At 45.5% G+C, this 26,849-nt stretch carries 36 protein-coding genes; all 36 read right to left on the reverse strand.

The window, feature by feature from the left end; all coding sequences use genetic code 11:
* Positions 1 to 124: 124 nt before the first annotated feature.
* The 36 genes from rpsK to rpoB all read right to left on the reverse strand — a co-directional run bounded on the left by rpsK (position 125) and on the right by rpoB (position 26,679).
* The gene (gene rpsK / locus F0220_RS26580) at positions 125 to 520 is read right to left on the reverse strand and encodes a 30S ribosomal protein S11 (protein ID WP_017692100.1); all 396 of its coding nucleotides are present in this window, start codon (positions 518 to 520) and stop codon (positions 125 to 127) included.
* Between the two features lie 19 nt (positions 521 to 539).
* Positions 540 to 908 (reverse strand): 30S ribosomal protein S13, encoded by a 369-nt coding sequence (gene rpsM, locus F0220_RS26585; RefSeq protein ID WP_036607200.1) that lies wholly within the window; start codon positions 906 to 908, stop codon positions 540 to 542.
* 20 nt (positions 909 to 928) lie between these two features.
* Positions 929 to 1,042 (reverse strand): 50S ribosomal protein L36, encoded by a 114-nt coding sequence (gene rpmJ, locus F0220_RS26590; protein WP_003333770.1) that lies wholly within the window; start codon positions 1,040 to 1,042, stop codon positions 929 to 931.
* 152 nt (positions 1,043 to 1,194) lie between these two features.
* A complete protein-coding gene (gene infA / locus F0220_RS26595; RefSeq protein ID WP_017692098.1) occupies positions 1,195 to 1,410 on the reverse strand; it encodes a translation initiation factor IF-1 in 216 nt (71 codons plus the stop codon).
* Between the two features lie 3 nt (positions 1,411 to 1,413).
* The gene (locus tag F0220_RS26600) at positions 1,414 to 1,722 is read right to left on the reverse strand and encodes a KOW domain-containing RNA-binding protein (RefSeq protein ID WP_036607194.1); all 309 of its coding nucleotides are present in this window, start codon (positions 1,720 to 1,722) and stop codon (positions 1,414 to 1,416) included.
* Between the two features lie 10 nt (positions 1,723 to 1,732).
* Positions 1,733 to 2,485 (reverse strand): type I methionyl aminopeptidase, encoded by a 753-nt coding sequence (gene map, locus F0220_RS26605; RefSeq protein ID WP_036607191.1) that lies wholly within the window; start codon positions 2,483 to 2,485, stop codon positions 1,733 to 1,735.
* Between the two features lie 3 nt (positions 2,486 to 2,488).
* A complete protein-coding gene (locus tag F0220_RS26610; RefSeq protein WP_036607188.1) occupies positions 2,489 to 3,133 on the reverse strand; it encodes an adenylate kinase in 645 nt (214 codons plus the stop codon).
* 90 nt (positions 3,134 to 3,223) lie between these two features.
* Entirely contained in the window at positions 3,224 to 4,522 is a 1,299-nt protein-coding gene (gene secY, locus F0220_RS26615; protein WP_047841120.1) for a preprotein translocase subunit SecY, read from the reverse strand.
* Positions 4,522 to 4,962 (reverse strand): 50S ribosomal protein L15, encoded by a 441-nt coding sequence (gene rplO / locus F0220_RS26620; protein ID WP_091020538.1) that lies wholly within the window; start codon positions 4,960 to 4,962, stop codon positions 4,522 to 4,524. Before rplO ends, secY begins: the two co-directional genes overlap by 1 nt.
* 43 nt (positions 4,963 to 5,005) lie before the next feature.
* Positions 5,006 to 5,191: a 50S ribosomal protein L30 gene (gene rpmD, locus F0220_RS26625; protein WP_017692092.1), complete on the reverse strand. Its 186-nt coding sequence runs from the start codon at positions 5,189 to 5,191 to the stop codon at positions 5,006 to 5,008.
* A gap of 13 nt (positions 5,192 to 5,204) precedes the next feature.
* Positions 5,205 to 5,702, reverse strand: coding sequence for a 30S ribosomal protein S5 (gene rpsE, locus F0220_RS26630; RefSeq protein WP_017692091.1), 498 nt, complete (start codon positions 5,700 to 5,702; stop codon positions 5,205 to 5,207).
* A gap of 27 nt (positions 5,703 to 5,729) precedes the next feature.
* Complete coding sequence (rplR, locus tag F0220_RS26635; RefSeq protein WP_017692090.1) at positions 5,730 to 6,098, reverse strand: 50S ribosomal protein L18; 369 nt, start codon at positions 6,096 to 6,098, stop codon at positions 5,730 to 5,732.
* A 117-nt stretch (positions 6,099 to 6,215) separates the two neighbouring features.
* Positions 6,216 to 6,758, reverse strand: coding sequence for a 50S ribosomal protein L6 (gene rplF / locus F0220_RS26640; protein ID WP_017692089.1), 543 nt, complete (start codon positions 6,756 to 6,758; stop codon positions 6,216 to 6,218).
* 30 nt (positions 6,759 to 6,788) lie between these two features.
* Positions 6,789 to 7,187: a 30S ribosomal protein S8 gene (rpsH, locus tag F0220_RS26645; protein WP_017692088.1), complete on the reverse strand. Its 399-nt coding sequence runs from the start codon at positions 7,185 to 7,187 to the stop codon at positions 6,789 to 6,791.
* 32 nt (positions 7,188 to 7,219) lie between these two features.
* Positions 7,220 to 7,405, reverse strand: coding sequence for a type Z 30S ribosomal protein S14 (locus F0220_RS26650; protein WP_013312154.1), 186 nt, complete (start codon positions 7,403 to 7,405; stop codon positions 7,220 to 7,222).
* Between the two features lie 73 nt (positions 7,406 to 7,478).
* Positions 7,479 to 8,021 carry a 50S ribosomal protein L5 gene (rplE, locus tag F0220_RS26655; RefSeq protein WP_076216859.1) on the reverse strand — a complete coding sequence of 181 codons (543 nt, stop codon included), beginning with the start codon at positions 8,019 to 8,021 and terminating at the stop codon, positions 7,479 to 7,481.
* Between the two features lie 32 nt (positions 8,022 to 8,053).
* Positions 8,054 to 8,407: a 50S ribosomal protein L24 gene (gene rplX / locus F0220_RS26660; RefSeq protein ID WP_017692086.1), complete on the reverse strand. Its 354-nt coding sequence runs from the start codon at positions 8,405 to 8,407 to the stop codon at positions 8,054 to 8,056.
* Positions 8,408 to 8,446: 39 nt separating this feature from the next.
* Entirely contained in the window at positions 8,447 to 8,815 is a 369-nt protein-coding gene (gene rplN, locus F0220_RS26665) for a 50S ribosomal protein L14 (protein WP_017692085.1), read from the reverse strand.
* Between the two features lie 35 nt (positions 8,816 to 8,850).
* Entirely contained in the window at positions 8,851 to 9,117 is a 267-nt protein-coding gene (rpsQ, locus tag F0220_RS26670) for a 30S ribosomal protein S17 (protein WP_017692084.1), read from the reverse strand.
* Positions 9,118 to 9,165: 48 nt separating this feature from the next.
* The gene (gene rpmC / locus F0220_RS26675; RefSeq protein ID WP_017692083.1) at positions 9,166 to 9,363 is read right to left on the reverse strand and encodes a 50S ribosomal protein L29; all 198 of its coding nucleotides are present in this window, start codon (positions 9,361 to 9,363) and stop codon (positions 9,166 to 9,168) included.
* Positions 9,353 to 9,787 carry a 50S ribosomal protein L16 gene (rplP, locus tag F0220_RS26680; RefSeq protein ID WP_017692082.1) on the reverse strand — a complete coding sequence of 145 codons (435 nt, stop codon included), beginning with the start codon at positions 9,785 to 9,787 and terminating at the stop codon, positions 9,353 to 9,355. Before rplP ends, rpmC begins: the two co-directional genes overlap by 11 nt.
* Before the next feature lie 2 nt (positions 9,788 to 9,789).
* Positions 9,790 to 10,455: a 30S ribosomal protein S3 gene (gene rpsC / locus F0220_RS26685; protein WP_036607182.1), complete on the reverse strand. Its 666-nt coding sequence runs from the start codon at positions 10,453 to 10,455 to the stop codon at positions 9,790 to 9,792.
* A 15-nt stretch (positions 10,456 to 10,470) separates the two neighbouring features.
* The gene (rplV, locus tag F0220_RS26690; RefSeq protein WP_017692080.1) at positions 10,471 to 10,803 is read right to left on the reverse strand and encodes a 50S ribosomal protein L22; all 333 of its coding nucleotides are present in this window, start codon (positions 10,801 to 10,803) and stop codon (positions 10,471 to 10,473) included.
* Between the two features lie 35 nt (positions 10,804 to 10,838).
* Complete coding sequence (rpsS, locus tag F0220_RS26695) at positions 10,839 to 11,117, reverse strand: 30S ribosomal protein S19 (protein ID WP_017692079.1); 279 nt, start codon at positions 11,115 to 11,117, stop codon at positions 10,839 to 10,841.
* 71 nt (positions 11,118 to 11,188) lie between these two features.
* On the reverse strand, positions 11,189 to 12,019 hold the full coding sequence (gene rplB / locus F0220_RS26700; RefSeq protein WP_017692078.1) for a 50S ribosomal protein L2: 831 nt from the start codon (positions 12,017 to 12,019) through the stop codon (positions 11,189 to 11,191).
* A 30-nt stretch (positions 12,020 to 12,049) separates the two neighbouring features.
* Entirely contained in the window at positions 12,050 to 12,340 is a 291-nt protein-coding gene (gene rplW, locus F0220_RS26705) for a 50S ribosomal protein L23 (protein ID WP_017692077.1), read from the reverse strand.
* A complete protein-coding gene (rplD, locus tag F0220_RS26710; protein WP_105602467.1) occupies positions 12,340 to 12,963 on the reverse strand; it encodes a 50S ribosomal protein L4 in 624 nt (207 codons plus the stop codon). The genes rplW and rplD overlap by 1 nt, the downstream gene beginning before the upstream one ends.
* Positions 12,964 to 12,988: 25 nt before the next feature.
* Complete coding sequence (gene rplC / locus F0220_RS26715; protein WP_017692075.1) at positions 12,989 to 13,612, reverse strand: 50S ribosomal protein L3; 624 nt, start codon at positions 13,610 to 13,612, stop codon at positions 12,989 to 12,991.
* Positions 13,613 to 13,658: 46 nt separating this feature from the next.
* A complete protein-coding gene (gene rpsJ / locus F0220_RS26720) occupies positions 13,659 to 13,967 on the reverse strand; it encodes a 30S ribosomal protein S10 (RefSeq protein WP_017692074.1) in 309 nt (102 codons plus the stop codon).
* Between the two features lie 436 nt (positions 13,968 to 14,403).
* On the reverse strand, positions 14,404 to 15,594 hold the full coding sequence (gene tuf / locus F0220_RS26725) for an elongation factor Tu (RefSeq protein ID WP_017692073.1): 1,191 nt from the start codon (positions 15,592 to 15,594) through the stop codon (positions 14,404 to 14,406).
* Positions 15,595 to 15,689: 95 nt separating this feature from the next.
* Positions 15,690 to 17,768, reverse strand: coding sequence for an elongation factor G (fusA, locus tag F0220_RS26730; RefSeq protein WP_047841122.1), 2,079 nt, complete (start codon positions 17,766 to 17,768; stop codon positions 15,690 to 15,692).
* A 50-nt stretch (positions 17,769 to 17,818) separates the two neighbouring features.
* Positions 17,819 to 18,289, reverse strand: coding sequence for a 30S ribosomal protein S7 (gene rpsG / locus F0220_RS26735; RefSeq protein ID WP_017692071.1), 471 nt, complete (start codon positions 18,287 to 18,289; stop codon positions 17,819 to 17,821).
* An 87-nt stretch (positions 18,290 to 18,376) separates the two neighbouring features.
* Positions 18,377 to 18,799 carry a 30S ribosomal protein S12 gene (gene rpsL / locus F0220_RS26740; protein WP_017692070.1) on the reverse strand — a complete coding sequence of 141 codons (423 nt, stop codon included), beginning with the start codon at positions 18,797 to 18,799 and terminating at the stop codon, positions 18,377 to 18,379.
* 150 nt (positions 18,800 to 18,949) lie between these two features.
* Positions 18,950 to 19,201: a ribosomal L7Ae/L30e/S12e/Gadd45 family protein gene (locus tag F0220_RS26745; RefSeq protein ID WP_036607175.1), complete on the reverse strand. Its 252-nt coding sequence runs from the start codon at positions 19,199 to 19,201 to the stop codon at positions 18,950 to 18,952.
* 204 nt (positions 19,202 to 19,405) lie between these two features.
* Positions 19,406 to 23,020, reverse strand: coding sequence for a DNA-directed RNA polymerase subunit beta' (gene rpoC, locus F0220_RS26750; RefSeq protein ID WP_091020536.1), 3,615 nt, complete (start codon positions 23,018 to 23,020; stop codon positions 19,406 to 19,408).
* 113 nt (positions 23,021 to 23,133) lie between these two features.
* Positions 23,134 to 26,679, reverse strand: coding sequence for a DNA-directed RNA polymerase subunit beta (gene rpoB, locus F0220_RS26755; protein WP_091020534.1), 3,546 nt, complete (start codon positions 26,677 to 26,679; stop codon positions 23,134 to 23,136).
* Positions 26,680 to 26,849 lie beyond the last annotated feature (170 nt).

Here is a 26,849-nt window from a genome sequence, read left to right on the forward strand (position 1 = left end):
CCTTCAAAACGTCGGTCCTCTATGAAACATTTACCTTCTCTTGCGAAAACATGTAGTAGTATGCCTAAACAACCATTATTAGCAGATTGTGCCGGAAATATACCACACGCAGGGGCAAATCTCATTAGACACGACGACGTTTTGGAGGACGGCATCCGTTATGCGGGACTGGAGTTACGTCTTTGATCAGGTTAACTTCAAGACCAGCAGCTTGCAAAGAGCGGATCGCTGCTTCACGGCCTGCGCCTGGTCCTTTAACCATAACCTCAACGGCTTTCATCCCATGTTCCATTGCAGCTTTGGCAGCAGTCTCAGCAGCCATTTGTGCAGCAAACGGAGTCGATTTACGGGAACCTCTGAATCCGAGGCCGCCGGAGCTTGCCCACGAAATTGCATTACCGTGAGGATCCGTAATAGTAACGATAGTGTTATTGAAAGTGGAACGGATATGTGCCACGCCAGATTCAATATTCTTACGGTCACGACGTTTAGTACGTACGACTTTTTTCGGTTTAGCCATTTTCTCTTATCCCCCCTTATTATTTCTTCTTGTTCGCTACTGTACGACGAGGACCTTTACGAGTACGAGCATTCGTTTTCGTACGTTGTCCACGAACAGGCAGACCACGACGATGACGAACTCCACGGTAACAACCGATCTCCGTCAAACGTTTAATATTCAAAGAGATTTCTCGACGCAGGTCACCTTCTACTTTGACCTCTTTATCGATACTTTCACGCAATTTGCTGACTTCATCTTCCGTCAAATCACGAACACGAGTGTCCGGATTGATGCCTGTTGTGCTCAGAATTTTCTGGGAAGTCGTTTTACCGATTCCGAAAATATAAGTCAAGGCGATCTCAACGCGCTTATCACGTGGCAAATCCACACCAGATATACGTGCCATTTTACGCTACACCCCCTTCTTTAACCTTGTTTTTGTTTGTGTTTCGGATTTTCACAGATAACCATAACATTCCCTTTGCGGCGAATGACTTTGCACTTTTCGCAAATCGGCTTGACCGAAGGTCTTACCTTCATGTGAATTACCTCCTCAAAGTTTTGCTAAGCAAAACCCTCTTCGTAAGCATTGACCTTGTTCTACTATTGTAAAACCGGCTTCGAAGCTTTCGCAAGTTTTGCCGGGCAAAACCCGCTACATAAGCTTCACAGTTCATTGCAACTGTCTACTACTATTTACGGTAAGTTATGCGACCTTTTGTTAAATCATAAGGCGACAACTGAACAACTACTTTGTCTCCAGTCAGGATACGGATAAAGTGCATCCGCAGTTTTCCGGAAACGTGAGCGAGAATTTGATGACCGTTCTCAAGCTCAACCTTGAATGTTGCATTCGGTAGCGGTTCGAGAACCGTACCTTCCACTTCAATGACATCTTCCTTAGCCATTAGTCAGTCTCCTTTCTCTTCAGCTTGAATGTTGGTGGATTCCAGAAATGAATGAACCGCGTAACGGAGCTTTCCATTTGTCACCCGACCACTCTCGTTTAAACTGTTCACAACCTCGCTGCTAATCATGGGCTGGAGCTCAAGATGAAGAAGATTCTTCTTCTTTGGTTGATCAAACTTACGTTTGTCTCCATCCGCAATATATACGAACTTACCGTCCGCTATAGCAACAATTACTGCGGCTTGGTCCGCATTGCGGCCTTTACGGATCTTCACAAGTTGACCGAGCTGCGGATTAGACTGACTGTTCATGCCTCATCACCTACGCATTCAGTTTCGTGAAAATTTCCATACCATCTGGTGTAACTGCTACGGTGTGTTCAAAGTGTGCACATAACTTACCATCAACCGTGACGACAGTCCAGTTATCTTCCAACGTTTTCACATACCGTCTACCTACGTTAACCATCGGCTCTATGGCCAGCACCATGCCCGCTTTAAGCCGTGGTCCCCGATCGGGAAGACCATAGTTCGGAATCTGTGGTTCTTCGTGCAGATCTGCGCCTATGCCGTGACCGACATATTCACGAACTACGGAGAACCCTTCATCTTCAATATATTTCTGAATCGCATGAGATATTGTAAACAAGCGAACGTCCGGTTTTACCAGCGCCAGACCTGCGTATAACGAAGCCTCAGTAACGTCCAGAAGACGACGGGCTTCTTCGGAAATACGGCCGACCGGATAAGTCCAGGCGGAATCTCCATGATACCCCTGGTACTGCGCGCCAATGTCAAACGTAACGATATCGCCCTCGTTCAACTTGCGTTTGCCGGGAAATCCATGTACCAACTCTTCATTGACTGAAGCGCACACACTGGCAGGGAAACCGTTATAACCTTTGAAAGACGGCACAGCTCCTTGACTGCGGATATATTGATCAGCCATATGGTCAAGTTCTCCAGTCGTAATACCGGGAGCGATATGCTCTGCCAAGAGACGATGCGTTTCCGCAACAATTCTCCCTGCTTCCCTCATCAAGCCCAGTTCCGTTTCGGACTTACCAATGATCATCAATTAACCTCTCAGTAAGGACACGATTTCTTGAGAAACTTGATCGATATCCTGTTCTCCGTTCATTTGACGAAGAAGACCTTTAGTCTCATAGAACGTGAGGAGTGGTGCTGTTTTGTTGATATACTCGTCCAGTCGTGTACCTACACTCTCTTCATTATCATCAGAGCGTTGATACAACTCACCAGCGCATTTATCACAAATACCTTCCTGCTTAGGCGGATTGAATACCACATGATAAGTGGAACCACAGTTTTTACAAATTCGACGCCCCGTCAAACGAGCGAGCAATTTGTTGCGATCCACTTTCAGGTTGATTACATGATCGAGACCTGAGTTCAATCGATCCAGAATGCCATCGAGCGCTTCTGCTTGGGAAAGGGTTCTTGGAAATCCGTCCAAGAGGAAACCTTCTCTGCAGTCAGGCTGCTGCAAACGTTCTTCAACGATGCCAATGGTTACATCATCTGGTACAAGCAATCCTTGATCCATATATTCCTTGGCTTTCATGCCAATGGGAGTTCCCTGTTTGATCGCGAGACGAAATGCATCGCCTGTTGAAATATGGGGAATACCGAACTCTTTCACGATGACGTCTGCTTGCGTTCCTTTTCCTGCCCCCGGAGGGCCCATGAATAGGATGTTCACGTTATGTCACTCCCTCCAAGACTACCCTACATCAACAAACAGCACAATAGGTGCCGGCAAGTAAATCTTCACTCGACCGGTACCTATTGCCTATTTATTGATAAAACCTTTGTAGTGGCGTTTGATCAATTGGCTTTCGATTTGCTTCATCGTATCCAGCGCAACACCGATAACGATCAGGAGGGATGTTCCTCCAATTTGCGCAGATTGAGGCAAACCAGAAAGTGCCCCTAAGAATACAGGCAGAACGGAAATGACTGCCAAGAAGATGGCTCCGGCCATTGTCAAACGAGTCATGACACGGGTCAGATATTTCTCGGTTGCTTTACCCGGGCGAATGCCTGGGATGTAACCGCCGTTCTTTTTCATATTGTCAGCCATCTGCTGTGGATTCATCTGTACAAAAGTATAGAAGAATGTGAAACCGAAAATCATCACGACATACAGCAACATACCAAGAGGTTTGTGTGTAGTCAGATTCTGTCCGATCCACTGTGCCCAGAGGCGATCTGCCCAGAAGTTGGCGATGATCGTTGGGAACATCAACAGCGATGAAGCAAAGATGACAGGGATAACACCTGCTGCATTAATTTTCAGCGGGATATGTGTATTCTGTCCACCGTACATTTTGTTACCTACGACACGTTTAGCGTACTGTACCGGAATCTTCCGAATCGCCTGCTGAATGTAAATGACCCCTATGATGATCAACACAATAACAATTGCGATGATAACACCTTTAAGAATATTCATAAACAGTTGGTCAGGTTGAATGAAGTCAGATTCGATCGTTTGTTTGATAATGTTAGGCACCGTAGATAGGATACCCGCAAAGATCAAGATCGAAATTCCGTTTCCTATGCCCTTCTCGGTGATCTGCTCACCAAGCCACATCAGGAATGAAGTACCGGCCGTAAGTACAATCGCAATCAAGATATAATCTGCAAATGTAGCGTTAGGCACCATCTCTGTATTGTACAAGCGGTTGAATCCGATCGACGTACCAAACGCTTGAATCAATGCCAGCCCGATGGTTAAATAACGGGTCAACTGTGCAGATTTCTTCTTACCTTGTTCGCCTTGCTTTGCCCACTCCGCTAATTTAGGAATAACGTCCATGGAAAGCAACTGTACTATGATAGACGCAGTGATGTAAGGCACGATCCCGAGCGCAAATATCGAGAACTGGAAGAGCGCTCCACCCGAGAACGTATTGAGAAGTCCAAAAACTTCTTTACCCGCAGAATTTGTCGCTTCGAACACATCTTTGTTAACTCCCGGTACGGGGACAAAGGAGCCGATGCGGTAAATGATCAGTACAAAAAGGGTAAATAATACCCTTTTGCGCAGATCTTCAACCCGCCAGATATTCTTTAGGGTCTTGAACATTAAATCACCTCAGTTGTACCGCCGGCAGCTTCAATTTTCTCAATAGCAGATTGAGAAAACTTGTTAGCTTTAACAGTCAGCTTCACAGTGACATCACCGTTACCCAGGATTTTGATTCCGGATTTAGCGTTTTTAACTACGCCGTTCGTCATCAAGAATTCTGGAGTTACTTCAGTACCCGCAGCAAAACTGTTCAGGTCTTCAGTATTCACAACTGCATATTCTTTGCGAGTTGGGTTTACAAAACCACGTTTTGGCAAGCGACGATACAATGGATTTTGTCCACCTTCGAAGCCTGGACGTACTCCACCGCCAGAACGAGAATTTTGTCCTTTGTGACCGCGACCTGATGTTTTACCTGTACCACTACTTGGACCGCGACCAACACGTTTGCGTTCTTTGCGGGATCCAGGAGATGGTGAAAGCTCATGTAACTTCATCGTTCGTTGCACCTCCTTAAAGATTTGTGGGATTAACCCGTTATTAAGCTTCTACTTCTTTAACAGCAACCAAGTGGCTTACTTTGTTAATCATACCACGGATGGCAGGATTATCGTTTTGTACCACTTTGCTATTGATTTTGCGCAAACCCAATGTTTTCACAGTTGTTCTTTGCGTCTCCGGACGTCCGATCAAGCTGCGGACGAGGGTAATTTCTAATTTAGCCATGAGAATTCCCTCCTTAACCCAGAAGCTCTTCGACGGATTTTCCGCGCAGTTTAGCCACGTCTTCAGCACGCTTCAAACGGGACAAACCTTCCAAAGTCGCATTGACCATGTTCATGGAATTCGAAGAACCCAGAGATTTTGTCAAAATGTCACCTACACCAGCAAGTTCGAGAACCGCACGTACAGGACCACCAGCGATAACACCAGTACCTTCAGATGCTGGTTTTAACAGCACGCGTCCTGCGCCGAACTTACCTGTTACCAAGTGAGGAATCGATGTTCCTACGAGTGGAACGTGTACAAGGTTTTTCTTAGCGTCTTCAATACCTTTGCGAATTGCATCAGGTACTTCGCCCGCTTTACCGATACCAGCTCCAACCCAGCCGTTGCCGTCGCCGACTACAACCAGTGCGCTAAAGCTGAAACGGCGTCCGCCTTTTACTACTTTAGCTACGCGATTAATATTTACAACTCTTTCAGTCAGTTCCAAAGTATTCGGATCTACACGCAAGTCGTTAACCTCCTTTTGAAAAATATCTTAAAACTCAAGTCCTGCTTCACGAGCCGCTTCAGCCAATGCTGCGATACGACCATGGTACAGATAACCGCTACGGTCAAATACGATGTTGGAAACACCTTTGTCTTTAGCACGTTTAGCAACGAGTTCGCCAACTTTACGAGCTGATTCAACAGATGCACCATTTTTGATGTCAGTGCTCAATTCTTTGTCTACGGTAGACGCGGAAGCGATTGTTACACCAGCAACATCATCGATGATTTGAGCATACATATGTTTACCAGAACGGAATACGTTCAAACGAGGACGTGCTGCCGTTCCTTGGATTTTCTTACGAACACGAAGGTGTCTTTTCAGACGAGCCTTATTTTTATCTGGTTTCGTAATCATCTCAAAGATTCACTCCTTTCAGGTTACCTCGCTGGCTTCAAAGCAGAAGCCACGGGGTATATTAGAAACACACGAAGCAAGCAAGCCGAAAGCCGCGCAAAGGCGGTAAGAGAAATCTTATTTCTTCTTACCGGCTTTACCTTCCTTACGGATGATACGCTCGCCTTCATATTTAATACCTTTACCTTTGTACGGCTCAGGTTCACGTACGGAACGGATTTTAGCAGCGTAAGCACCTACACGCTCTTTGTCAATTCCGCGAACGATGATTTTTGTATTCGAAGGTACTTCGAATTCGATTCCCGCTTCCGGTGTAATTTCAACCGGGTGAGAGTAACCAACGTTCAGAACGATTTTATCTCCGGATTTGCTTGCACGATATCCGACCCCAACCAATTCCAGAGATTTCGCGAATCCTTCAGTAACGCCGCTCACCATATTGTTTACAACGCTACGCGTTGTGCCGTGCAAAGAACGGTGAGTTTTGTTATCGGAAGGACGCACAACTGTGATTTCGTTATTTTCAACTGTAACCTTCATGTCTTTATGAAGCTCACGAGTCAAAGTTCCTTTAGGTCCTTTTACCGTAATAACGGTGTTGTCCAGGGTGATGTCTACACCACTTGGTACTGTGATTGGTTTGCGACCAATACGAGACATATGTTGCACCTCCTATCTTGTGACGTTATATTACCAAACGTAGCAAACGACTTCTCCGCCGGATTTCGATTGACGAGCTTCTTTGTCCGTCATGATACCTTTAGATGTCGAGATGATCGCGATTCCCAGGCCACCAAGTACACGAGGTACTTCGTTGCTTTTCGTGTAAACACGAAGACCAGGTTTACTGATTCTTTTCAGACCAGTGATAACGCGCTCGTTATTTTGACCGTATTTCAGGAAAACACGGATAATCCCTTGTTTGTTATCATCGATAACTTCAGCGTCACGGATGAAACCTTCACGCTTCAGGATATCGGCGATTTGTTTTTTCATTGTCGAAGCAGGCATTTCTACCGTTTCGTGACGAACAGTGTTCGCGTTACGAATACGAGTAAGCATATCTGCAATTGGATCAGACATAGTCATTGTGAGTTAACCTCCTTCCCGTTCAGGACTTTTTACCAGCTTGCTTTTTTCACGCCAGGGATCTGGCCTTTATAAGCTAATTCACGGAAACAAATTCTGCAAATTTTGAACTTTTGCAGGACCGAATGTGGACGTCCGCAACGCTCACAGCGTGTATATGCACGTACTTTAAACTTAGGTGTACGTTGTTGTTTAACTTTCATCGAAGTTTTTGCCACTTAGCCTGACACCTCCTAAATAATTTCGGAGAAAAGGGAGTCTTTCCAGACACCCGGAAACGTTATGCCAACATTACTTAACGAAAGGCATTCCCATTTGCGTGAGCAATTCGCGGGACTCTTCGTCTGTTTTCGCCGTTGTTACGATGACAATATCCATACCGCGGACTTTATCAACTTTATCATACTCGATCTCTGGGAAGATCAGTTGCTCTTTCAGACCCAGTGTGTAGTTACCACGTCCATCGAAAGCTTTACTCGATACACCGCGGAAGTCGCGGACACGAGGAAGCGTTACGTTGAGCAATTTATCTAGGAAGTAGTACATACGCTCACCGCGTAATGTTACTTTCACACCGATAGGCATATTCTCACGCAGTTTGAAACCTGCGATAGATTTTTTAGCACGAGTGATTACAGGTTTTTGACCTGCGATCAGTTGCAAATCGCTTACTGCGGAATCCAACACTTTAGAGTTTTGGACAGCGTCGCCCACACCCATGTTGATAACGATTTTCTCGATTTTCGGCACTTGCATTACCGTTGTATAGTTAAACTTCTGCATCAAAGCAGGAGCGATTTCTTGCAGGTAACGTTCTTTCATTCTTGATGCCATGAATCATAGCCCTCCTTTCTCATTCGGTTCAATTAGTCGATAATTTCTCCGGAACGTTTAGCAACGCGCACTTTCTTACCGTTATCCAAAACTTTGTAACCTACACGGGTTACTTTTCCGCTCTTCGGATCGATGTGCATTACGTTGGAAACGTGAATCGGAGCTTCCTTCTCGATAATGCCGCCTTGCGGGTTTTGCTGGTTAGGTTTCTGGTGTTTTTTCACCATGTTAACACCTTCCACAAGGACGCGGTTCTCACGAGGATAAGCAGCGATGACACGGCCTTTTTTACCTTTGTCTTTACCGCTGATCACCATAACCGTATCTTCCTTTTTAACGTGAAGTTTGTTGTTATGGGATTCCAGAACTTTTTTCACTCTTGGCATTTCGTACACCTCCTGTTTCTAACATCACGAGATTAAGCTTTAGATAACTTCTGGAGCCAAGGAAACGATTTTCATGAAGTCTTTATCGCGAAGTTCGCGAGCAACTGGTCCGAAAATACGTGTTCCACGTGGGCTTCTGTCGTCTTTTACAACAACCGCTGCATTTTCATCAAAACCGATGTAGGAACCGTCTTTACGACGTACAGAACGTTTCGTACGAACGACAACCGCTCTAACTACATCACCTTTTTTGACAACGCCGCCTGGTGTTGCTTGTTTAACAGAACAAACGATCAGATCACCGATTTGAGCTGTACGACGTCCCGTACCGCCGAGTACGCGGATACACATCAGTTCCTTCGCACCGGAGTTGTCGGCCACAGTCAAACGTGTAAATGGTTGAATCATTTAGTATTCCTCCTTTCAGCAATGCTGCTGATGCATTAGATGATAACCGCTTTTTCTACGATTTCAGTAAGTCTCCAGCGTTTATCTTTCGAAAGCGGACGAGTCTCCATGATTTTCACCGTGTCACCGATTTTCGCAGTGTTTTCTTCGTCATGCGCTTTGAATTTTTTAGTAACCTTAATGCGTTTATGGTACAAGTTGTGTTTTTTGTAAGTTTCTACAGCAACAACAATCGTTTTGTCCATTTTATCGCTGACCACTTTACCAGTTTGCACTTTACGTGCGTTACGTTCTTCGCTCATTGTTGGCCTCCTTCCTGATTACGGACGGATTGTCCATCCTATCCCTAATTAACCGATTCCCAATTCTCTCTCACGGATAATGGTTTTAGCACGAGCTATTTCTTTCCGCACATCACGGATGCGAGTCGGGTTATCCAGCTGACCGGTAGCTAATTGAAAGCGGAGGTTAAAGAGTTCTTCTTTAAATCCGGCAATCTTTTGCTCGATTTCAGCAGAGGTTAGGTTGCGAAATTCACTAGCTTTCATTTGCTTCACCACCCAATTCTTCACGTTTCACGAACTTCGTTTTGATTGGCAGTTTGTGAGCGGCAAGACGCATTGCTTCGCGTGCAATTTCCTCCGGTACACCAGCAAGTTCAAACATGATCTTACCTGGTTTCACTACTGCAACCCATTTTTCTACGTTACCTTTACCGCTACCCATCCGAACCTCGAGAGGCTTTTGAGTGATTGGTTTGTCTGGGAAAATTTTGATCCAAACTTTACCACCACGTTTGATGTAACGAGTCATCGCAATACGAGCCGCTTCGATCTGACGGTTCGTAATCCAAGCCGGTTCCGTAGCTTGCAGACCGTATTCGCCAAAGTTCAGAGTCGTTCCGCCTTTAGCTTGGCCTTTCATATGTCCACGTTGTTGCTTACGGTGTTTTACGCGTTTTGGTACCAACATGATTAGTTGCCTCCTTCCTTAGCAGCTTGTTTCTTAGCCGTAGGAAGAACCTCTCCACGATAGATCCATACTTTTACGCCGATAAGTCCGTAAGTAGTATGAGCCTCTGCTGTACCATAGTCAATGTCAGCACGCAGTGTGTGCAGTGGAACAGTTCCTTCGCTGTAGCCTTCAGAACGTGCGATCTCAGCACCGCCAAGACGTCCGCCTACTTGAGTTTTGATACCTTTAGCACCGGAGCGCATAGTTCTTTGAATTGCTTGTTTCAGAGCACGACGGAAAGAAACACGACGTTCCAATTGTTGTGCAATGCTTTCAGCTACAAGAACAGCGTCCAAGTCTTGGTTCTTAATTTCAGAAATGTTGATGTGTACTTTTTTACCGCCAGCAATTTTCGTAATTTGGTTACGAAGATTTTCAACTTCCGAACCACCCTTACCAATAACCATACCTGGTTTAGCAGTGTGAATCGTTACGTTTACGCGGTTAGCCGCTCTCTCAATTTCTACACGAGATAAAGCGGAGTCTTTCAATTTATTTTTCAGGAATTCACGAATTCTCACGTCTTCCATCAAAAGATCACCGAAGTCTTTGCCTGCATACCACTTAGATTCCCAGTCACGGATAATTCCGACACGGAGTCCGACTGGATTTACCTTTTGGCCCACACATTTCCCCTCCTTCTACTTCTCAGATACCACCAAAGTAATGTGGCTAGTACGTTTGTTAATACGACTTGCACGTCCCATTGCACGAGGGCGGAAACGCTTCATTGTCGGTCCTTGGTTCACGTAAGCTTGCGAGATAACCAAGTTGTTAACATCCAAAGAATAGTTATGTTCCGCATTCGCAATAGCGGAGTTAAGCAACTTCTCAACGATTGGAGAAGCAGATTTCGGAGTGTGACGGAGAATGGCAACCGCCTCACCTACTTGCTTGCCGCGAATCAAGTCAACAACGAGTTGAGCTTTACGAGGAGCAATCCGGATAAACTTAGCATGTGCTTTTGCTTCCATTGTGTAACCTCCTTTCAAACATTAAAGATATTCATTTATCTTCTTGTTTTCTTATCATCAGCAGTATGGCCTTTGTACGTACGGGTTGGAGCGAACTCACCCAGTTTGTGTCCGACCATGTCCTCAGTTACATACACTGGCACGTGTTTACGACCATCGTAAACGCCAAATGTGTGTCCGATGAATTGCGGGAAAATTGTAGAACGACGGGACCAGGTTTTGATCACATTCTTCTTACCTGAAGCTTCCATCTCTTCTACCTTTTTAAGCATGTAGCCATCAATGAATGGCCCTTTTTTCAAACTGCGACCCATGTGGAGATCCTCCCTTCAAACATAGCTATTATGCATCCGCAGATGCCTCACGAAGTTATGCACAGTGTGTATTACTTCGTGCGGCGGCGAATGATGTATTTATCAGAAGCTTTATTTTTCTTACGCGTTTTGTAACCAAGTGTAGGTTTACCCCATGGTGACATTGGCGATTTACGTCCGATTGGAGCACGACCTTCACCACCACCGTGTGGGTGATCGTTAGGGTTCATTACTACACCACGAACCTCAGGACGTTTACCCAACCAACGGCTACGACCGGCTTTACCGATTTTGATGAGCTCGTGGTCTTGGTTACCTACAGATCCGATTGTCGCGCGGCAAACTTTCAAAATACGACGAACTTCTCCGGAAGAGAGACGAACGGAAACGTATTTTTCTTCTTTACCAAGCAATTGAGCTTCTGTACCAGCAGCACGAACCAATTGTCCGCCTTTACCTGGTTTCAACTCAATGTTGTGGATAACGGTACCTACTGGAATGTTTTCGAGTGGCAGTGCGTTACCGATTTTGATGTCTGATTCAGGTCCGGAGAATACTTGATCTCCAACTTTCAAACCTTTAGGAGCGATGATATAACGCTTTTCACCATCAGCATAGTGAATCAGAGCGATGTTGGATGTACGGTTCGGGTCATACTCAATCGTAGCAACGCGGCCCGGTATTCCATCTTTAGTACGTTTGAAGTCAATGATACGGTATTTACGTTTGTGTCCACCACCATGGTGACGAACTGTAATTTTACCTTGGTTGTTGCGGCCTGCTTGTTTGCTCAACGGGGCCAACAACGATTTCTCCGGCTGATTTGTGGTGATTTCCTCAAATGTAGAAACGGACATGTTCCGTCTTGCCGGGGATGTTGGTTTATACTTTTTGATTGGCACTGGGTTTCCCTCCTTACTTCAAAAATTCAATTATACAGTTTCAAAGAACTCAAGCGTTTTGCTGTCTTTTGTCAACGTTACAAACGCTTTTTTCCATTCGCTAGTATATCCGGAATAACGTCCGTACCGTTTCGGCTTAGCTGGAACACGAAGCGTGTTCACGTTTTTCACTTTTACATTGAAAATAGCTTCTACTGCCTTTTTGATCTCGGTTTTGTTTGCACGGATATCGACTTCAAATACATATTTCAAGTCGTTCATCATGTCAGCAGTACGTTCCGTAATAATCGGACGTTTTACAATATCACGAGGATCCTTCATTACGCGAGCACCTCCTCTACCTTCTGAACTGCTTCTTTCGTAATGATCAATTTGTCGTGCGAGAGCACGTCAAGAACATTAATACCGTCAGCAGCTACGAATTTCACGCCTGGAATATTCCGTGCGGAAAGAGCTACATTATCATCATAGCTAGGAGCTACGACCAAAGCTTTACGTCCCACTTTGAGGTTACTCAAGATGGCTGCAAACTCTTTAGTTTTAGGCGTACTCAACGTGAGAGCGTCCAAAACGATAATGTCATTGTCAAGCACTTTGGATGAAAGGGCTGATTTGATCGCCAAGCGGCGAACTTTCTTAGGCAGTTTATACGCATAGCTCCGTGGTGTTGGACCAAATACGATACCGCCGCCTTTCCATTGTGGTGAACGAATTGAACCTTGACGAGCGCGACCTGTACCTTTTTGTTTCCAAGGCTTACGTCCACCGCCACGAACTTCAGAACGTCCTTTTACTTTGTGGGTACCTTGTCGAAGGGAAGCGCGTTGCATAAGAACTGCATCGTACAGAACGTGTTGGTTCGGCTCAATTCCGAAAACCGCATCGTTCAATTCAACTTCGCCTACTTGGCTACCATCTACATTGTAAACTGATACTTTTGGCATTTTGTGTTCCTCCTTTCTTCAGTGGTTATTTTTTCACCGTTTCTTTAACTCTAATGAGACTGTTTTTCGGTCCAGGAATGGAACCTTTCACGAGCAATACGTTCCGCTCAGCGTCTACTTTAACTACTTCAAGACGTTGGATTGTAATAGTATCATGTCCCATGTGTCCTGGCAGGCGTTTGCCTTTAGGAACGCGGTTAGCTTGGATCGAACCCATTGAACCAGGGCCACGGTGGTAACGCGAACCGTGTGACATAGGTCCAGTGCTTTGTCCCCAACGTTTGATAACGCCGGCAAAACCTTTACCTTTAGAAATACCCGTTACGTCAACGAATTCGCCTTCAGCGAAAATGTCAGCTTTCAGTTCTTGGCCAACTTCATATTCTGCGATGTTGATACCGCGAACTTCACGAACGTAGCGCTTAGGGGCAGTGTTCGCTTTTTTAGCGTGACCTGCTTCTGGCTTGTTAGCATTTTTCTCTTTCTTATCGGAGTAACCGATTTGAATTGCTTCGTAGCCATCGTTCTCAATGTCTTTCTTTTGCAAAACAACACAAGGGCCTGCTTCGATAACCGTTACTGGAACGACGTTACCTTCAGGAGTAAATACTTGAGTCATTCCGAGTTTTTTTCCTAAGATTGCTTTCATGTTGACACCTCTTTTCCTTTATACATGGTCTTTGTTGTAGCTTGTATTACAATTTAATTTCGATATCTACACCGGACGGCAGATCCAAGCGCATCAAGGCATCCACAGTTTGTGGAGTCGGGTTAACGATGTCGATCAAACGTTTATGTGTACGTTGTTCGAATTGTTCCCGAGAATCCTTGTACTTGTGCACCGCACGAAGAATAGTAATGATTTGTTTTTCAGTAGGAAGCGGAATCGGACCGGATACACCAGCACCCGAACGTTTTGCTGTTTCAACAATTTTCTCCGCGGATTGATCAAGAATTCTGTGGTCGTAAGCTTTCAAACGAATACGAATTTTTTGCTTTGCCATTTTAGTCCCTCCTTCTATCGCCCAATTTTTTATCGGACATACTCCGTGAAAATTTTCTAGCCACTCTCCCATGGCAAAGGGGCCGGGTGTGCCAGTAACCTCTCACATCATCGCAACGTCACAGAACAACATTCATTATTATATAGAAAAGATAGGCGTATTGCAAGCATATTTAAGAAAAACATTTAAACTTATCTTTTCTGATGAAATGACTTCGTTTATTGCAGTGTTAATCTTCAATATCCAGGCTGCCTTGCCAATCCTTCTAAACTCGTAAATGATGTTCATTTCGTATGACGCAGGTTCCGAACTTTAAACATAATAAAAGAGTTCTCTATCCGATGTCGGATAAAGAACTCTTCCGAAGCTTCGTTACAATACAATGTTACTCGTTCCAGTACACTGTTACATATGCTTTATTCAGCGTTAAGCCGAATTATTTTTGGATAGATGCTACGGAACCGGCACCTACTGTACGTCCGCCTTCACGAATGGAGAATTTAGTTCCTTCTTCAATCGCGATTGGGGAGATCAGGGAAACAGTAACAGTGATGTTATCACCAGGCATTACCATTTCAGTACCTTCAGGCAAGTTGATGATGCCTGTTACGTCAGTTGTACGGAAGTAGAACTGTGGACGGTAACCAGTGAAGAATGGTTTGTGACGTCCGCCCTCTTCTTTAGTCAGAACGTAGATTTGAGCTGTGAATTCTGTGTGTGGCTTAACAGAACCTGGTTTTGCAAGTACTTGACCACGCTCGATTTGAGTACGGTCAACACCACGCAACAATGCACCAATGTTGTCACCCGCTTGAGCGGAATCCAACAATTTACGGAACATCTCAACGCCTGTTACAACGGATTTTTTAGTTTCTTCAGTGATACCAACGATTTCGATCTCTTCGCCGACTTTAACCGTACCACGCTCTACACGGCCAGTAGCAACAGTACCACGACCAGTGATGGAGAATACGTCCTCGACAGGCATCAAGAAAGGCTTGTCAGTTTGACGCTCAGGCAGTGGGATGTAAGTGTCGATCTCTTTGAACATCTCAACGATTTTTTGAGCCCATTCGCCATCTGGGTTTGCCAGAGCTTCACGAGCGGATCCACGAGTGATTGGAGTATCGTCACCTGGGAACTCATATTCGTTAAGAAGGTCGCGAACTTCCATCTCAACCAATTCCAACAACTCTTCGTCTTCAACCATGTCACATTTGTTCAAGAATACAACAATGTAAGGTACGCCTACTTGACGAGAGAGCAAGATGTGCTCACGAGTTTGTGGCATTGGGCCGTCTGCTGCGGATACTACCAAGATAGCTCCATCCATTTGAGCCGCGCCAGTGATCATGTTTTTAACATAGTCGGCGTGACCTGGGCAGTCAACGTGAGCGTAGTGACGAGTGTCAGTTTCGTACTCAACGTGTGATGTAGAGATTGTGATACCGCGTTCGCGCTCTTCTGGAGCTTTGTCGATTTGATCGAATGCAATTGCAGCACCACCGTAAGTTTTGGACAATACAGTTGTGATTGCAGCAGTCAGAGTTGTTTTACCGTGATCGACGTGACCAATAGTACCGATGTTAACGTGGGGTTTATTACGTTCGTATTTAGCCTTTGCCATTTGAACGTGGCCTCCTTAAAATTATAATTTTATGTTTTCACTGAATGAAGTGCTCCGAATTGAATTCTTATGCACTTGCATCCAGTGTGAGAAAACTACTCGGTGCCTTTTGTTTTGGCAACGATTTCTTCAGCGATGCTCTTAGGAACTTCTTCATAGTGAGAGAGTTCCATGGAGAATACGCCGCGTCCTTGAGTACCGGAACGAAGAGTTGTAGAGTAACCAAACATTTCAGACAGAGGTACCTTAGCACGGATGATTTGAGCTCCACTACGGGAATCCATACCTTCGATGCGGCCACGACGGGAGTTCAACATACCCATTACGTCACCCATGTACTCTTCTGGAACAGTTACTTCTACTTTCATGATAGGCTCAAGCAGAACTGGTTTACACTTGTCTTTAGCCGCTTTAAGCGCCATAGATCCGGCAATTTTAAATGCCATCTCATTGGAATCGACATCATGGTAAGATCCGTCTACGATTGTAGCCTTAACGTCAACAAGCGGGAAGCCTGCAATAACGCCGTTTTTCATTTGCTCTTCAATCCCTGACAGTGCAGGTTGAATGTATTCTCTTGGTACGGAACCACCGACAACCTTACTTTCGAACTGGCTGCCTGTACCCGGCTCGAGAGGTTCGAATTCAACCCATACGTGACCGTATTGACCACGACCACCGGATTGACGTACGAATTTACCTTCAACGCGCGCTGGAGCACGGAATGTTTCACGGTAAGCTACTTGTGGTTTACCCACAGTAGTTTCAACCTTGAACTCACGACGCATACGGTCGATGATGATATCAAGGTGAAGCTCACCCATACCTGCCAAGATCGTTTGGCCTGTTTCTTCGTCAGTATGAGCACGAAGAGTTGGATCCTCTTCAGTCAACTTACCGAGAGCAACACCCAGTTTATCCTGGTCAGCTTTGGTTTTAGGTTCAACAGCGATTTCGATAACCGGATCAGGGAAGTTCATTGACTCCAGGATAACCGGATTTTTCTCATCACATAGTGTATCACCTGTACCTGTATCTTTCAAACCTACGGCAGCTGCAATATCACCGGAGTATACTACAGTGATTTCTTGACGGCTGTTCGCATGCATTTGAAGGATACGACCGATACGCTCACGTTTGTTTTTAGTGGCATTCAATACATATGATCCGGATTGAAGAACACCAGAGTATACGCGGAAGAATGTCAATTTACCAACGTAAGGGTCAGTCATAATTTTGAATGCCAATGCGGAGAATGGCTCTTCATCGGATGACTTACGAATTGCTTCAGTTCCATCTTCAAGATGTCCCGTGATCGATGCAACATCTGTTGGAGCTGGCAAGTAGTCGACAACAGCATCCAACATCAGTTGAACACCTTTGTTACGATATGAGGATCCACAGATAACTGGGAATATCTTAACATCCACAACACCTTTACGGAGTACGGTTTTGATCTCATCAATTGTGATCTCTTCGCCTTCCAGGTATTTCATTGTCAATTCTTCATCCAGTTCAGCAACGCGCTCAATCAACTCGTTGCGAAGTTCTTCAACTTGATCTGCAAATTCTGCAGGAATATCGGTTTCTTCGATATCTTGCCCGAGGTCATCTTTGTACATATGAGCTCTTTGTGCAACGATATCAATGATACCTTTGAAATCATTTTCAGCGCCGATTGGAAGTTGAATCGCAACAGCGTTCGCTTGAAGGCGATCACGCATGTCAGATACAACGTTCAGGAAGTCAGCACCGATGATATCCATTTTGTTTACATATGCGATACGAGGTACGCCGTACTTGTCAGCCTGTCTCCATACGGTTTCGGACTGAGGCTCAACGCCTTCTTTCGCACTGAATACACCAACTGCTCCGTCCAATACACGAAGGGAACGTTCAACTTCAACAGTGAAGTCAACGTGTCCCGGGGTATCAATAATATTAACGCGGTGGCCTTTCCAAGCAGCGGTAGTTGCAGCGGAAGTAATCGTAATTCCGCGCTCCTGTTCCTGTTCCATCCAGTCCATTGTCGCAGCGCCTTCGTGTACTTCACCGATTTTGTGCGTACGTCCTGTGTAAAACAGGATCCGCTCAGTTGTCGTGGTTTTACCCGCATCAATATGAGCCATGATCCCGATATTACGTGTATTTTTCAAGGAGAACTCTCTAGCCATGTAATGGGTCTCCCTTCAAAATTGAAGTTTTTTTTATTGTGAACTGAATCCTACCAACGGTAGTGAGCAAACGCTTTGTTCGCTTCAGCCATTTTGTGCGTATCTTCACGTTTTTTAACGGAAGCGCCTGTGTTGTTGGAAGCGTCGATGATCTCAGCCGCCAAACGCTCTTCCATTGTTTTCTCACCGCGGTTGCGGGAGTAGTTCACGAGCCAACGTAATCCCAGAGCAGTACGTCTCTCTGGTTTCACCTCGATTGGTACTTGGTAGTTGGCACCGCCGACACGGCGAGCTTTAACTTCCAGGACTGGCATGATGTTCTTGATTGCTGCTTCAAATACTTCCATAGGGTCATTACCCGTACGTTCTTGAATCAACTTGAACGCATTATACAGAATGCTTTGAGCAACACCGCGTTTTCCGCCGATCATAATGCGGTTGATTAAACGAGTAACCAACTTGCTGTTATATAACGGATCAGGCAGAACGTCTCTTTTCGTAACTGGACCTTTGCGTGGCATGGATATCCCCCTTTCTTTCTTGTTCAGCAGATCCTGTACCTTCCAGACTTAGACCAGAAGGCTTTCAGGCTATCTGCCTATAATAGTTTAGGCTTTTTTAGCTTTTGGACGTTTAGCGCCGTATTTCGAACGAGCTTGCATACGGTTGTTTACACCAGCAGTATCGAGAGCTCCACGAACGATGTGATAACGAACTCCTGCAAGGTCTTTAACTTTACCTCCGCGGATCAATACCACACTGTGCTCTTGAAGGTTATGTCCGATTCCCGGGATATAAGCAGTAACCTCGAGACGGTTCGTCAAACGAACACGGGCATACTTACGAAGTGCAGAGTTTGGTTTACGTGGAGTCATTGTACCTACACGAGTGCAGACACCACGTTTTTGTGGGGCACTGATGTTAGTAGATTCACGTTTCAAAGCGTTGAATCCTTTTTGCAAAGCTGGAGATTTTGACTTCTCAACTTTTGCTTGACGTCCTTTACGAACCAGTTGGTTAATAGTTGGCATGTGATTGCCACCCCCTTCCTCAAATATTCATGTTTCTTTATAAACCTCTTTGCACTAAGCCCACAGACCCAGGCGGTTCATAAAAAGACAAATGAAAAGTTTTTGCCTTGGAGAATCCTTAAAAGTTCTCGGACAAAAACGTTCCTTACCCTATGATTTTACGACAGCAGCCATAGCTGCTCCTACTCCAATCCCGCAAGCCTTGCCGAGATTTTTCATTGTATCCACTTTCGTGCATTTCACATTGTGTTGTTCACACAAAGCAATGATTTTGGAAGTAAGCTGCGGATCACTATCTTCTGCGACATAGACTTCAGAAGCCATACCTGTCTGCACCATCCGCATGGTCTGTTTGGTACCTATTTTGACATGAGCATCTTGCAAGGCTTTTTCATTAGACATTGTGTATTCCTCCGAATAGAACCATGTACAATCAGCTGCCCACGCACCTTTGATATATTAGCATCTAGCGCAAGCATTGTCAATGCTAATCCTAAAACATTTTTTAAAAGTTTACGTACATCAGGATTCGTCCGCCTGTATTATACAAACGTCCGTCTCCTGACGCACAAAACTTTCACTCTCCTCTAATAAGGAGAAATATATTTAATCAACCGAAACTGGCTCAAGTTCTTCTACTGAAGATTGGCCATCTTCTGGCTCAGCAAATTTGATGCTGCGGTAACGGTGCATACCTGTACCTGCAGGAATCAATTTACCGATAATTACATTTTCCTTCAGACCGAGCAACTGATCGACTTTACCTTTGATTGCTGCATCTGTCAATACACGTGTAGTTTCTTGGAACGAAGCCGCTGAGAGGAAGGAGTCTGTTTCCAGGGATGCTTTCGTAATACCGAGCAGGATTGGTTTAGCAACCGCCGGCTCTTTATCACTAAGAATCGCAATTTTGTTAGCTCTTTCGTACTCATGCATATCCACGAATGATCCTGGCAACAGCGTTGTATCTCCTGCATCTACGATACGGATTTTACGCAGCATTTGACGGATCATAACTTCAACGTGCTTATCGTTAATTTCTACGCCTTGGTTACGATATACGCGTTGTACTTCCTGCAGAATGTAGTTCTGTACACCACGTATGCCTTTAATCCGTAACATCTCTTTTGGATCAATGGAACCGTCTGTCAACTCGTCACCCGCTTCAACTTCCATGCCTTCGCTTACGCGTACACGGGAACCGTAGGTAACGGAGTAAACTTTGGATTCCGCCTCACCTTGAATTTCGATTTCACGACGATCTTTCGCTTCGCGAATCTCTTTAACTACACCATCAATCTCACTGATCGTTGCTTGACCCTTAGGATTACGAGCTTCAAACAACTCCTGGATACGCGGCAAACCTTGCGTAATATCGTCTCCGGCTACACCACCGGTATGGAACGTACGCATTGTAAGCTGTGTTCCTGGCTCACCAATGGACTGTGCTGCGATAATACCAACTGCTTCACCAATCTCCACGTGTTTACCAGTCGCGAGGTTGCGACCATAACACTTCTTGCAGACACCATGACTTGCACGGCAGCTGAGGACGGAGCGGATTTGCAATTTAGTAATACCTGCTTTGATAATCGCTTCTGCTTTATCGGAGTCAATCAATTCATTGCGACCTACAATGATTTCTTTCGTTTCCGGATGACGAAGAGTCTCGAAGCAGTATCTGCCTTCAATACGGTCGTAGAGGTCTTCGATAACCTCTTTACCATCCTGGATACGACTTACCGTAAAGCCTTTATCTGTACCACAATCATCATCACGCACGATTACGTCTTGGGCTACGTCTACGAGACGACGAGTCAGGTAACCTGAATCGGCTGTACGCAGGGCTGTATCCGCCAAACCTTTACGCGCTCCGTGAGTGGAGATAAAGTACTCGAGTACTGTCAGACCTTCACGGAAGTTAGATTTAATTGGGAGTTCGATAATTCGACCGGATGGGTTGGCCATCAGACCACGCATACCGCCCAATTGGGTGATTTGCGATTTGTTACCCCGTGCTTTGGAGTCTACCATCATCATGATCGAGTTGTAACGATCCATGGACTTCATCAGAATCTCAGTGATGTCATCTTTGGATTTTGACCAGATATCAATGATACGGTCATAGCGCTCTTCATTCGTAATCAGACCACGACGGTACTGATTCGTAACGATTTGTGCTTTTTCCTCAGATTGTCTAAGAATTTCAAACTTCTCAGGCGGAACGATAACATCAGATACCGCAACCGTAATACCGGCACGTGTAGAGTATGTGAAACCAAGTTGTTTGATTTTATCCAAAATAACGGCTGTTTCCGTTGTGTGATAAATTTCAAAACAACGTGCGATGATGGAGCCGAGGTATTCTTTACCGACACCGCCAGCCAGAGGAGCATTCATAATAGCTTCTCTGAGATCAGCACCTTTTTCATATACAAATGAGTGATCTGCAGTACCTTGGTAAAGGTTAGCACGAGTCGCATCATTGATATACGGGAAGCTTGCCGGGAAAATTTCATTGAAGATAATTTTACCGATAGTTGTCAGCAACATTCCTTCTTGCTGCTCTTCCGTGAAGCTTGTTTTACCAAGCGCCTTAACCGGAATAGCTACACGAGCATGCAGACCAGCAGTACCACGTTGGTATGCCGATACAGCTTCGTTAACTGTACGCAAGATCATACCTGTGCCCTTTTCTTCCTTGTTGTCCATAGTGAGGTAGTAAGAACCAAGCACCATATCCTGGGAAGGAGTAACAACCGGTTTACCGTCTTTCGGGTTCAAAATGTTACCCGATGCAAGCATCAGGATACGTGCTTCCGCTTGAGCTTCAGCGGACAACGGAACGTGCACGGCCATTTGGTCACCGTCAAAGTCGGCATTGTATGCCGTACATACGAGCGGGTGAAGACGAATTGCTTTACCTTCAACGAGAATCGGTTCAAATGCTTGAATACCGAGTCTGTGAAGCGTAGGGGCACGGTTCAACAGAACCGGATGCTCCTTGATTACTTCTTCAAGAACATCCCATACTTCAGGACTTACACGCTCAACTTTACGTTTTGCGCTCTTGATGTTGTGGGCAAGCCCTTTATTTACAAGCTCTTTCATAACAAAAGGCTTGAACAATTCAAGTGCCATATCTTTCGGCAGACCACACTGATACATTTTCAGGTAAGGTCCAACAACGATAACGGAACGACCAGAATAGTCAACCCGTTTACCGAGCAAGTTTTGACGGAAACGTCCTTGTTTACCTTTCAGCATGTGGCTGAGAGATTTCAATGGACGGTTACCAGGACCCGTTACCGGGCGTCCACGACGACCATTATCGATCAATGCGTCAACAGCTTCCTGCAACATCCGTTTTTCATTTTGCACGATAATATCTGGCGCGCCCAGATCAAGCAGACGTTTCAGACGGTTGTTCCGGTTGATTACACGGCGATACAAGTCATTCAAGTCAGACGTTGCAAAACGTCCACCATCCAACTGTACCATTGGACGAAGTTCCGGCGGGATAACAGGAAGTACATCCATGATCATCCACTCTGGCTTGTTGCCGGAGTTGCGGAATGCTTCGATAACTTCCAAACGTTTGATTGCACGATTACGACGTTGTCCTTGCGCAGTCCGGAGCTCTTCTTTCAGGAACTCGAGCTCTTTGTCTATGTCAAGATCTTGAAGCAATTTTTTAACCGCTTCTGCGCCCATGCCAGCATGGAAACCATAACCGTATTTTTCACGGTAGCTGCGGTACTCTTTCTCGGACAACAGCTGTTTTTTCTCCAGTGGAGTTTCTCCTGGATCAGTTACAACATATGATGCAAAATAAATAATCTCTTCAAGAGATCTTGGAGACATATCCAGAGCAAGACCCATACGGCTCGGAATACCTTTGAAGTACCAGATATGCGATACCGGAGCAGCGAGCTCAATATGGCCCATCCGTTCGCGGCGTACTTTCGCACGTGTTACTTCAACGCCACAACGATCACAGACAACGCCTTTATAACGGACGCGTTTGTATTTACCGCAATGACATTCCCAGTCTTTTGTAGGGCCAAAAATCTTTTCGCAGAATAGCCCTTCTTTTTCCGGTTTCAACGTACGATAGTTGATCGTTTCCGGTTTTTTCACTTCTCCGCGGGACCAAGAACGAATTTTCTCTGGGGAAGCAAGCCCGATCTTCATGTATTCGAAATTGTTGACGTCCAACAAGGAGCAACCCTCCTTAACCAATTCCTGTAATCTAGGTTACGCCCACTCCGGCCGAAGCCGGAGCAAGACGTGAGCCTGATGAAAAACGCCGGTCATCATGCGCTCGAAGCGGTTTATTCCGCTCCGACCTCTGTACCCTCAAGGTTGAGGCTGAGCTTATCGCTCGCAGCGTCATCTTCATCGTCCATTTCTCTCATTTCAATCTCTTGCTCATCTTCACTCAAAATCTTAACGTCCATACCCAAGCTTTGCAGCTCTTTGATCAATACTTTGAATGATTCAGGAACGCCTGGTTCCGGAACATTCTCACCTTTGACAATGGATTCATACGTTTTAACCCGACCAACAACGTCATCGGATTTAACAGTCAAGATTTCTTGCAGTGTATAAGCTGCACCGTATGCCTCAAGCGCCCATACTTCCATCTCCCCGAAACGCTGTCCACCAAATTGGGCTTTACCACCCAATGGCTGTTGCGTAACAAGTGAGTAAGGACCCGTGGAACGGGCATGGATTTTATCATCAACCATGTGTGCCAATTTGATCATGTGCATGACACCTACGGTAACTTCACGTTCAAACTCTTCACCTGTACGACCATCATACAGGACAGTTTTACCATTACGTTGCATACCTGCTTCTTCCATCGTATCGAAGACGTCATACTCCTTCGCTCCGTCGAATACAGGAGTTGCAACGTGAATACCCAGTTGCATCGCCGCCATACCCAAGTGAACCTCGAGTACTTGACCGATATTCATCCGGGAAGGTACGCCCAGTGGGTTAAGAACGATCTGAACCGGTGTACCGTCTGGCAGGAAAGGCATATCTTCTTCCGGCAAGATGCGGGCCACGACCCCTTTGTTACCGTGACGTCCGGCCATTTTATCACCCTCGGAAATTTTCCGTTTTTGAGCAATATATACACGAACGAGTTGGTTAACACCTGGAGGTAGCTCATCACCGTTTTCACGGGTAAATACTTTCACGTCTACTACGATACCGTCAGTACCATGTGGTACACGCAAGGAAGTATCACGTACTTCACGTGCTTTCTCACCAAAGATCGCATGCAAGAGACGTTCTTCTGCTGTCAGCTCTGTTACACCCTTAGGTGTTACTTTACCAACCAGAATGTCGCCAGCACTGATCTCAGCACCGATGCGGATAATACCGCGCTCATCCAAGTTACGCAACGCTTCTTCCCCAACGTTAGGGATGTCACGTGTGATCTCTTCAGGTCCAAGCTTGGTATCACGTGCTTCTGACTCATACTCCTCGATATGGATGGATGTGTATACATCTTCCTTAACGAGTTTTTCACTGAGCAAGATCGCATCCTCGTAGTTGTAACCTTCCCAAGTCATGAAGGCAACAACAACGTTACGTCCCAGAGCCAATTCACCCATTTCCGTTGAAGGACCATCAGCGAGGATATCACCAGCTTTGACAGCGGCACCTCTTTTGACAATCGGACGCTGGTTAATGCATGTTCCTTGGTTCGAACGCATAAATTTGTGTAATTTATATTTAACGATATCGCCTTTAACTTCCTGACCGTCCACTTCTTCAACACGACGGACCCAAATCTCGTTCGCAGAAGAACGTTCGATAATTCCGTCATAATCGGAGACAATACATACACCAGAATCTTTTGCAGCTTTGTGTTCCATACCTGTACCTACAAGTGGTGCTTTAGGAATCAAGAGTGGAACCGCCTGCCGCTGCATGTTAGATCCCATGAGTGCACGGTTGGAGTCATCGTTCTCAAGGAACGGGATCAGCGCTGTCGCGACGGATACAACCTGTTTAGGAGATACGTCCATGTAGTCAACTCGTTCACTCGGCATCGTAAGGATGTTATCCGACTGTTTGTTGTAACGTACAATGATCGCTTCTTCTTCAAATGTACCGTCTTCGTTCAACTTCGCATTCGCTTGCGCGATAACATAGTTGTCCTCTTCGTCCGCTGTCAGGTAATCAATTTGCTCGGTTACAATACCTGTCTTCGGATCAACCCAACGATATGGAGCTTCAATGAAGCCATATTCATTCACACGAGCGAATGTAGACAAGGAGTTGATCAAACCAATGTTTGGTCCCTCTGGAGTCTCGATTGGACACATACGGCCATAGTGGGATGGATGGACGTCACGCACTTCCATACCTGCGCGCTCACGCGTCAAACCACCGGGTCCGAGTGCGGACAAACGACGTTTATGTGTCAGCTCACCCAGCGGGTTTGTTTGATCCATAAACTGTGACAACTGAGAGCTACCAAAGAACTCTTTAATCGACGCAATAACAGGACGTATGTTAATCAAAGCCTGTGGTGTAATTACGTTAGCATCCTGAATGGACATTCTCTCACGAACCACACGCTCCATACGGGACAAACCGATACGGAACTGGTTCTGCAGGAGTTCACCCACCGAACGCAAACGACGGTTACCCAGATGATCGATATCATCCGTGCTACCAATTCCCTGCAGAAGGTTAAGGAAATAACTGATGGACGAAATGATATCCGCCGGTGTCACGTTTTTAACGGACTTGTCAATGTTTGCATTGGCAATCAGTTTAACCACTTTACCATCTTCAGTTGGTGAGAACACATCAATCGTTTGCATAGGGATATCATTGGCATCCAAAACGCCGTTACCCACGTGATACGTGCGGAATCCAACGCTCTTCTCCAGATACGGCATGATTTCATCCAACAAACGACGATCAACCATTTGACCTGCTTCAGCAATGATTTCACCAGTCTCAGCGTCAACAAGTGACTCAGCCAAGCGCTGGTTAAACAAACGGTTTTTGATGTGCAGTTTTTTATTCATTTTGTAACGACCTACATTAGCCAGGTCATAACGTTTTGGATCAAAGAAACGTGCTACGAGCAAGCTTTTCGCATTATCCAGCGTCGGCGGCTCGCCCGGACGAAGACGCTCATAGATCTCAATGAGTGCTTTCTCCGTGGAATCCGTGTTGTCTTTGTCCAGAGTGTTTCGGATATATTCGTCATTACCGAGCAGATCCAGAATCTCAGCATCTGTGCCAAAACCAAGTGAACGCAGGAGAACCGTAACCGGTATTTTACGTGTACGGTCGATCCGGACGTAAACAACATCCTTCGCGTCCATCTCCAGTTCCAACCAAGCGCCGCGGTTAGGAATAACTGTAGCGGTATACGTTTTTTTGGCGTTTTTATCTACTTTGGTACTGAAGTAAACGCTAGGAGAGCGAACCAACTGGCTGACAATAACCCGTTCCGCACCATTAATAATAAATGTGCCCGTGTTGGTCATCAGCGGGAAATCTCCCATGAATACTTCCTGCTCTTTGACTTCGCCGGTTTCCTTATTAATGAGCCGGACTTTGACCCGAAGCGGTGCTGCATACGTAACGTCACGCTCTTTCGCATCGTCTACTGTATACTTCGGTTCACCGAGACTGTAATCGATAAATTCCAAAATCAAGTTACCTGTAAAATCCTGGATCGGCGAGATATCCTGGAACATTTCGCGCAACCCTTCCTCCAAAAACCAATCATAGGATTTTTGTTGGATTTCAATCAGGTTTGGAACTTCGAGTATCTCGTTAATTCGTGCATAACTGCGCCGAGTGCGTCGACCATATTGAACAAGATGTCCTGCCAACTTAAACTCACCCCTCAATGTCTACTCACTTTAAAAATTTCGTTGCGAACCTCTGTTTGTAACCTTATAATGGTACACATACAGAGCAAAGCAATGCATCCACAAATAAAGAAAAGCCCTTACTCGAAATGTCGTTCGAAAAAAGAGCAACTTTGATCGGCGGATGTCTT

Source organism: Paenibacillus sp. 37 (genome assembly GCF_008386395.1).
Lineage (GTDB): Bacteria > Bacillota > Bacilli > Paenibacillales > Paenibacillaceae > Paenibacillus > Paenibacillus amylolyticus_B.

Coding starts and splice junctions, on each gene's coding strand:
- rpsK (WP_017692100.1), bottom strand. CDS start 520: ATGGCTAAACCGAAAAAAGTCGTACGTACTAAACGTCGTGACCGTAAG.
- rpsM (WP_036607200.1), bottom strand. CDS start 908: ATGGCACGTATATCTGGTGTGGATTTGCCACGTGATAAGCGCGTTGAG.
- rpmJ (WP_003333770.1), bottom strand. CDS start 1,042: ATGAAGGTAAGACCTTCGGTCAAGCCGATTTGCGAAAAGTGCAAAGTC.
- infA (WP_017692098.1), bottom strand. CDS start 1,410: ATGGCTAAGGAAGATGTCATTGAAGTGGAAGGTACGGTTCTCGAACCG.
- F0220_RS26600 (WP_036607194.1), bottom strand. CDS start 1,722: ATGAACAGTCAGTCTAATCCGCAGCTCGGTCAACTTGTGAAGATCCGT.
- map (WP_036607191.1), bottom strand. CDS start 2,485: ATGATCATTGGTAAGTCCGAAACGGAACTGGGCTTGATGAGGGAAGCA.
- secY (WP_047841120.1), bottom strand. CDS start 4,522: ATGTTCAAGACCCTAAAGAATATCTGGCGGGTTGAAGATCTGCGCAAA.
- rplO (WP_091020538.1), bottom strand. CDS start 4,962: ATGAAGTTACATGAGCTTTCACCATCTCCTGGATCCCGCAAAGAACGC.
- rpmD (WP_017692092.1), bottom strand. CDS start 5,191: ATGGCTAAATTAGAAATTACCCTCGTCCGCAGCTTGATCGGACGTCCG.
- rplR (WP_017692090.1), bottom strand. CDS start 6,098: ATGATTACGAAACCAGATAAAAATAAGGCTCGTCTGAAAAGACACCTT.
- rplF (WP_017692089.1), bottom strand. CDS start 6,758: ATGTCTCGTATTGGTCGCAAACCAATCACAGTACCAAGTGGTGTAGAC.
- rpsH (WP_017692088.1), bottom strand. CDS start 7,187: ATGACTATGTCTGATCCAATTGCAGATATGCTTACTCGTATTCGTAAC.
- rplE (WP_076216859.1), bottom strand. CDS start 8,021: ATGGCATCAAGAATGAAAGAACGTTACCTGCAAGAAATCGCTCCTGCT.
- rplX (WP_017692086.1), bottom strand. CDS start 8,407: ATGCCAAGAGTGAAAAAAGTTCTGGAATCCCATAACAACAAACTTCAC.
- rplN (WP_017692085.1), bottom strand. CDS start 8,815: ATGATTCAACCATTTACACGTTTGACTGTGGCCGACAACTCCGGTGCG.
- rpsQ (WP_017692084.1), bottom strand. CDS start 9,117: ATGAGCGAAGAACGTAACGCACGTAAAGTGCAAACTGGTAAAGTGGTC.
- rpmC (WP_017692083.1), bottom strand. CDS start 9,363: ATGAAAGCTAGTGAATTTCGCAACCTAACCTCTGCTGAAATCGAGCAA.
- rplP (WP_017692082.1), bottom strand. CDS start 9,787: ATGTTGGTACCAAAACGCGTAAAACACCGTAAGCAACAACGTGGACAT.
- rplV (WP_017692080.1), bottom strand. CDS start 10,803: ATGGAAGCAAAAGCACATGCTAAGTTTATCCGGATTGCTCCTCGTAAA.
- rpsS (WP_017692079.1), bottom strand. CDS start 11,117: ATGGGTCGCAGTTTGAAAAAAGGGCCATTCATTGATGGCTACATGCTT.
- rplW (WP_017692077.1), bottom strand. CDS start 12,340: ATGAAGGATCCTCGTGATATTGTAAAACGTCCGATTATTACGGAACGT.
- rplD (WP_105602467.1), bottom strand. CDS start 12,963: ATGCCAAAAGTATCAGTTTACAATGTAGATGGTAGCCAAGTAGGCGAA.
- rplC (WP_017692075.1), bottom strand. CDS start 13,612: ATGAAAGCAATCTTAGGAAAAAAACTCGGAATGACTCAAGTATTTACT.
- rpsJ (WP_017692074.1), bottom strand. CDS start 13,967: ATGGCAAAGCAAAAAATTCGTATTCGTTTGAAAGCTTACGACCACAGA.
- tuf (WP_017692073.1), bottom strand. CDS start 15,594: ATGGCAAAGGCTAAATACGAACGTAATAAACCCCACGTTAACATCGGT.
- fusA (WP_047841122.1), bottom strand. CDS start 17,768: ATGGCTAGAGAGTTCTCCTTGAAAAATACACGTAATATCGGGATCATG.
- rpsG (WP_017692071.1), bottom strand. CDS start 18,289: ATGCCACGCAAAGGTCCAGTTACGAAAAGAGACGTTCTGCCTGATCCG.
- rpsL (WP_017692070.1), bottom strand. CDS start 18,799: ATGCCAACTATTAACCAACTGGTTCGTAAAGGACGTCAAGCAAAAGTT.
- F0220_RS26745 (WP_036607175.1), bottom strand. CDS start 19,201: ATGTCTAATGAAAAAGCCTTGCAAGATGCTCATGTCAAAATAGGTACC.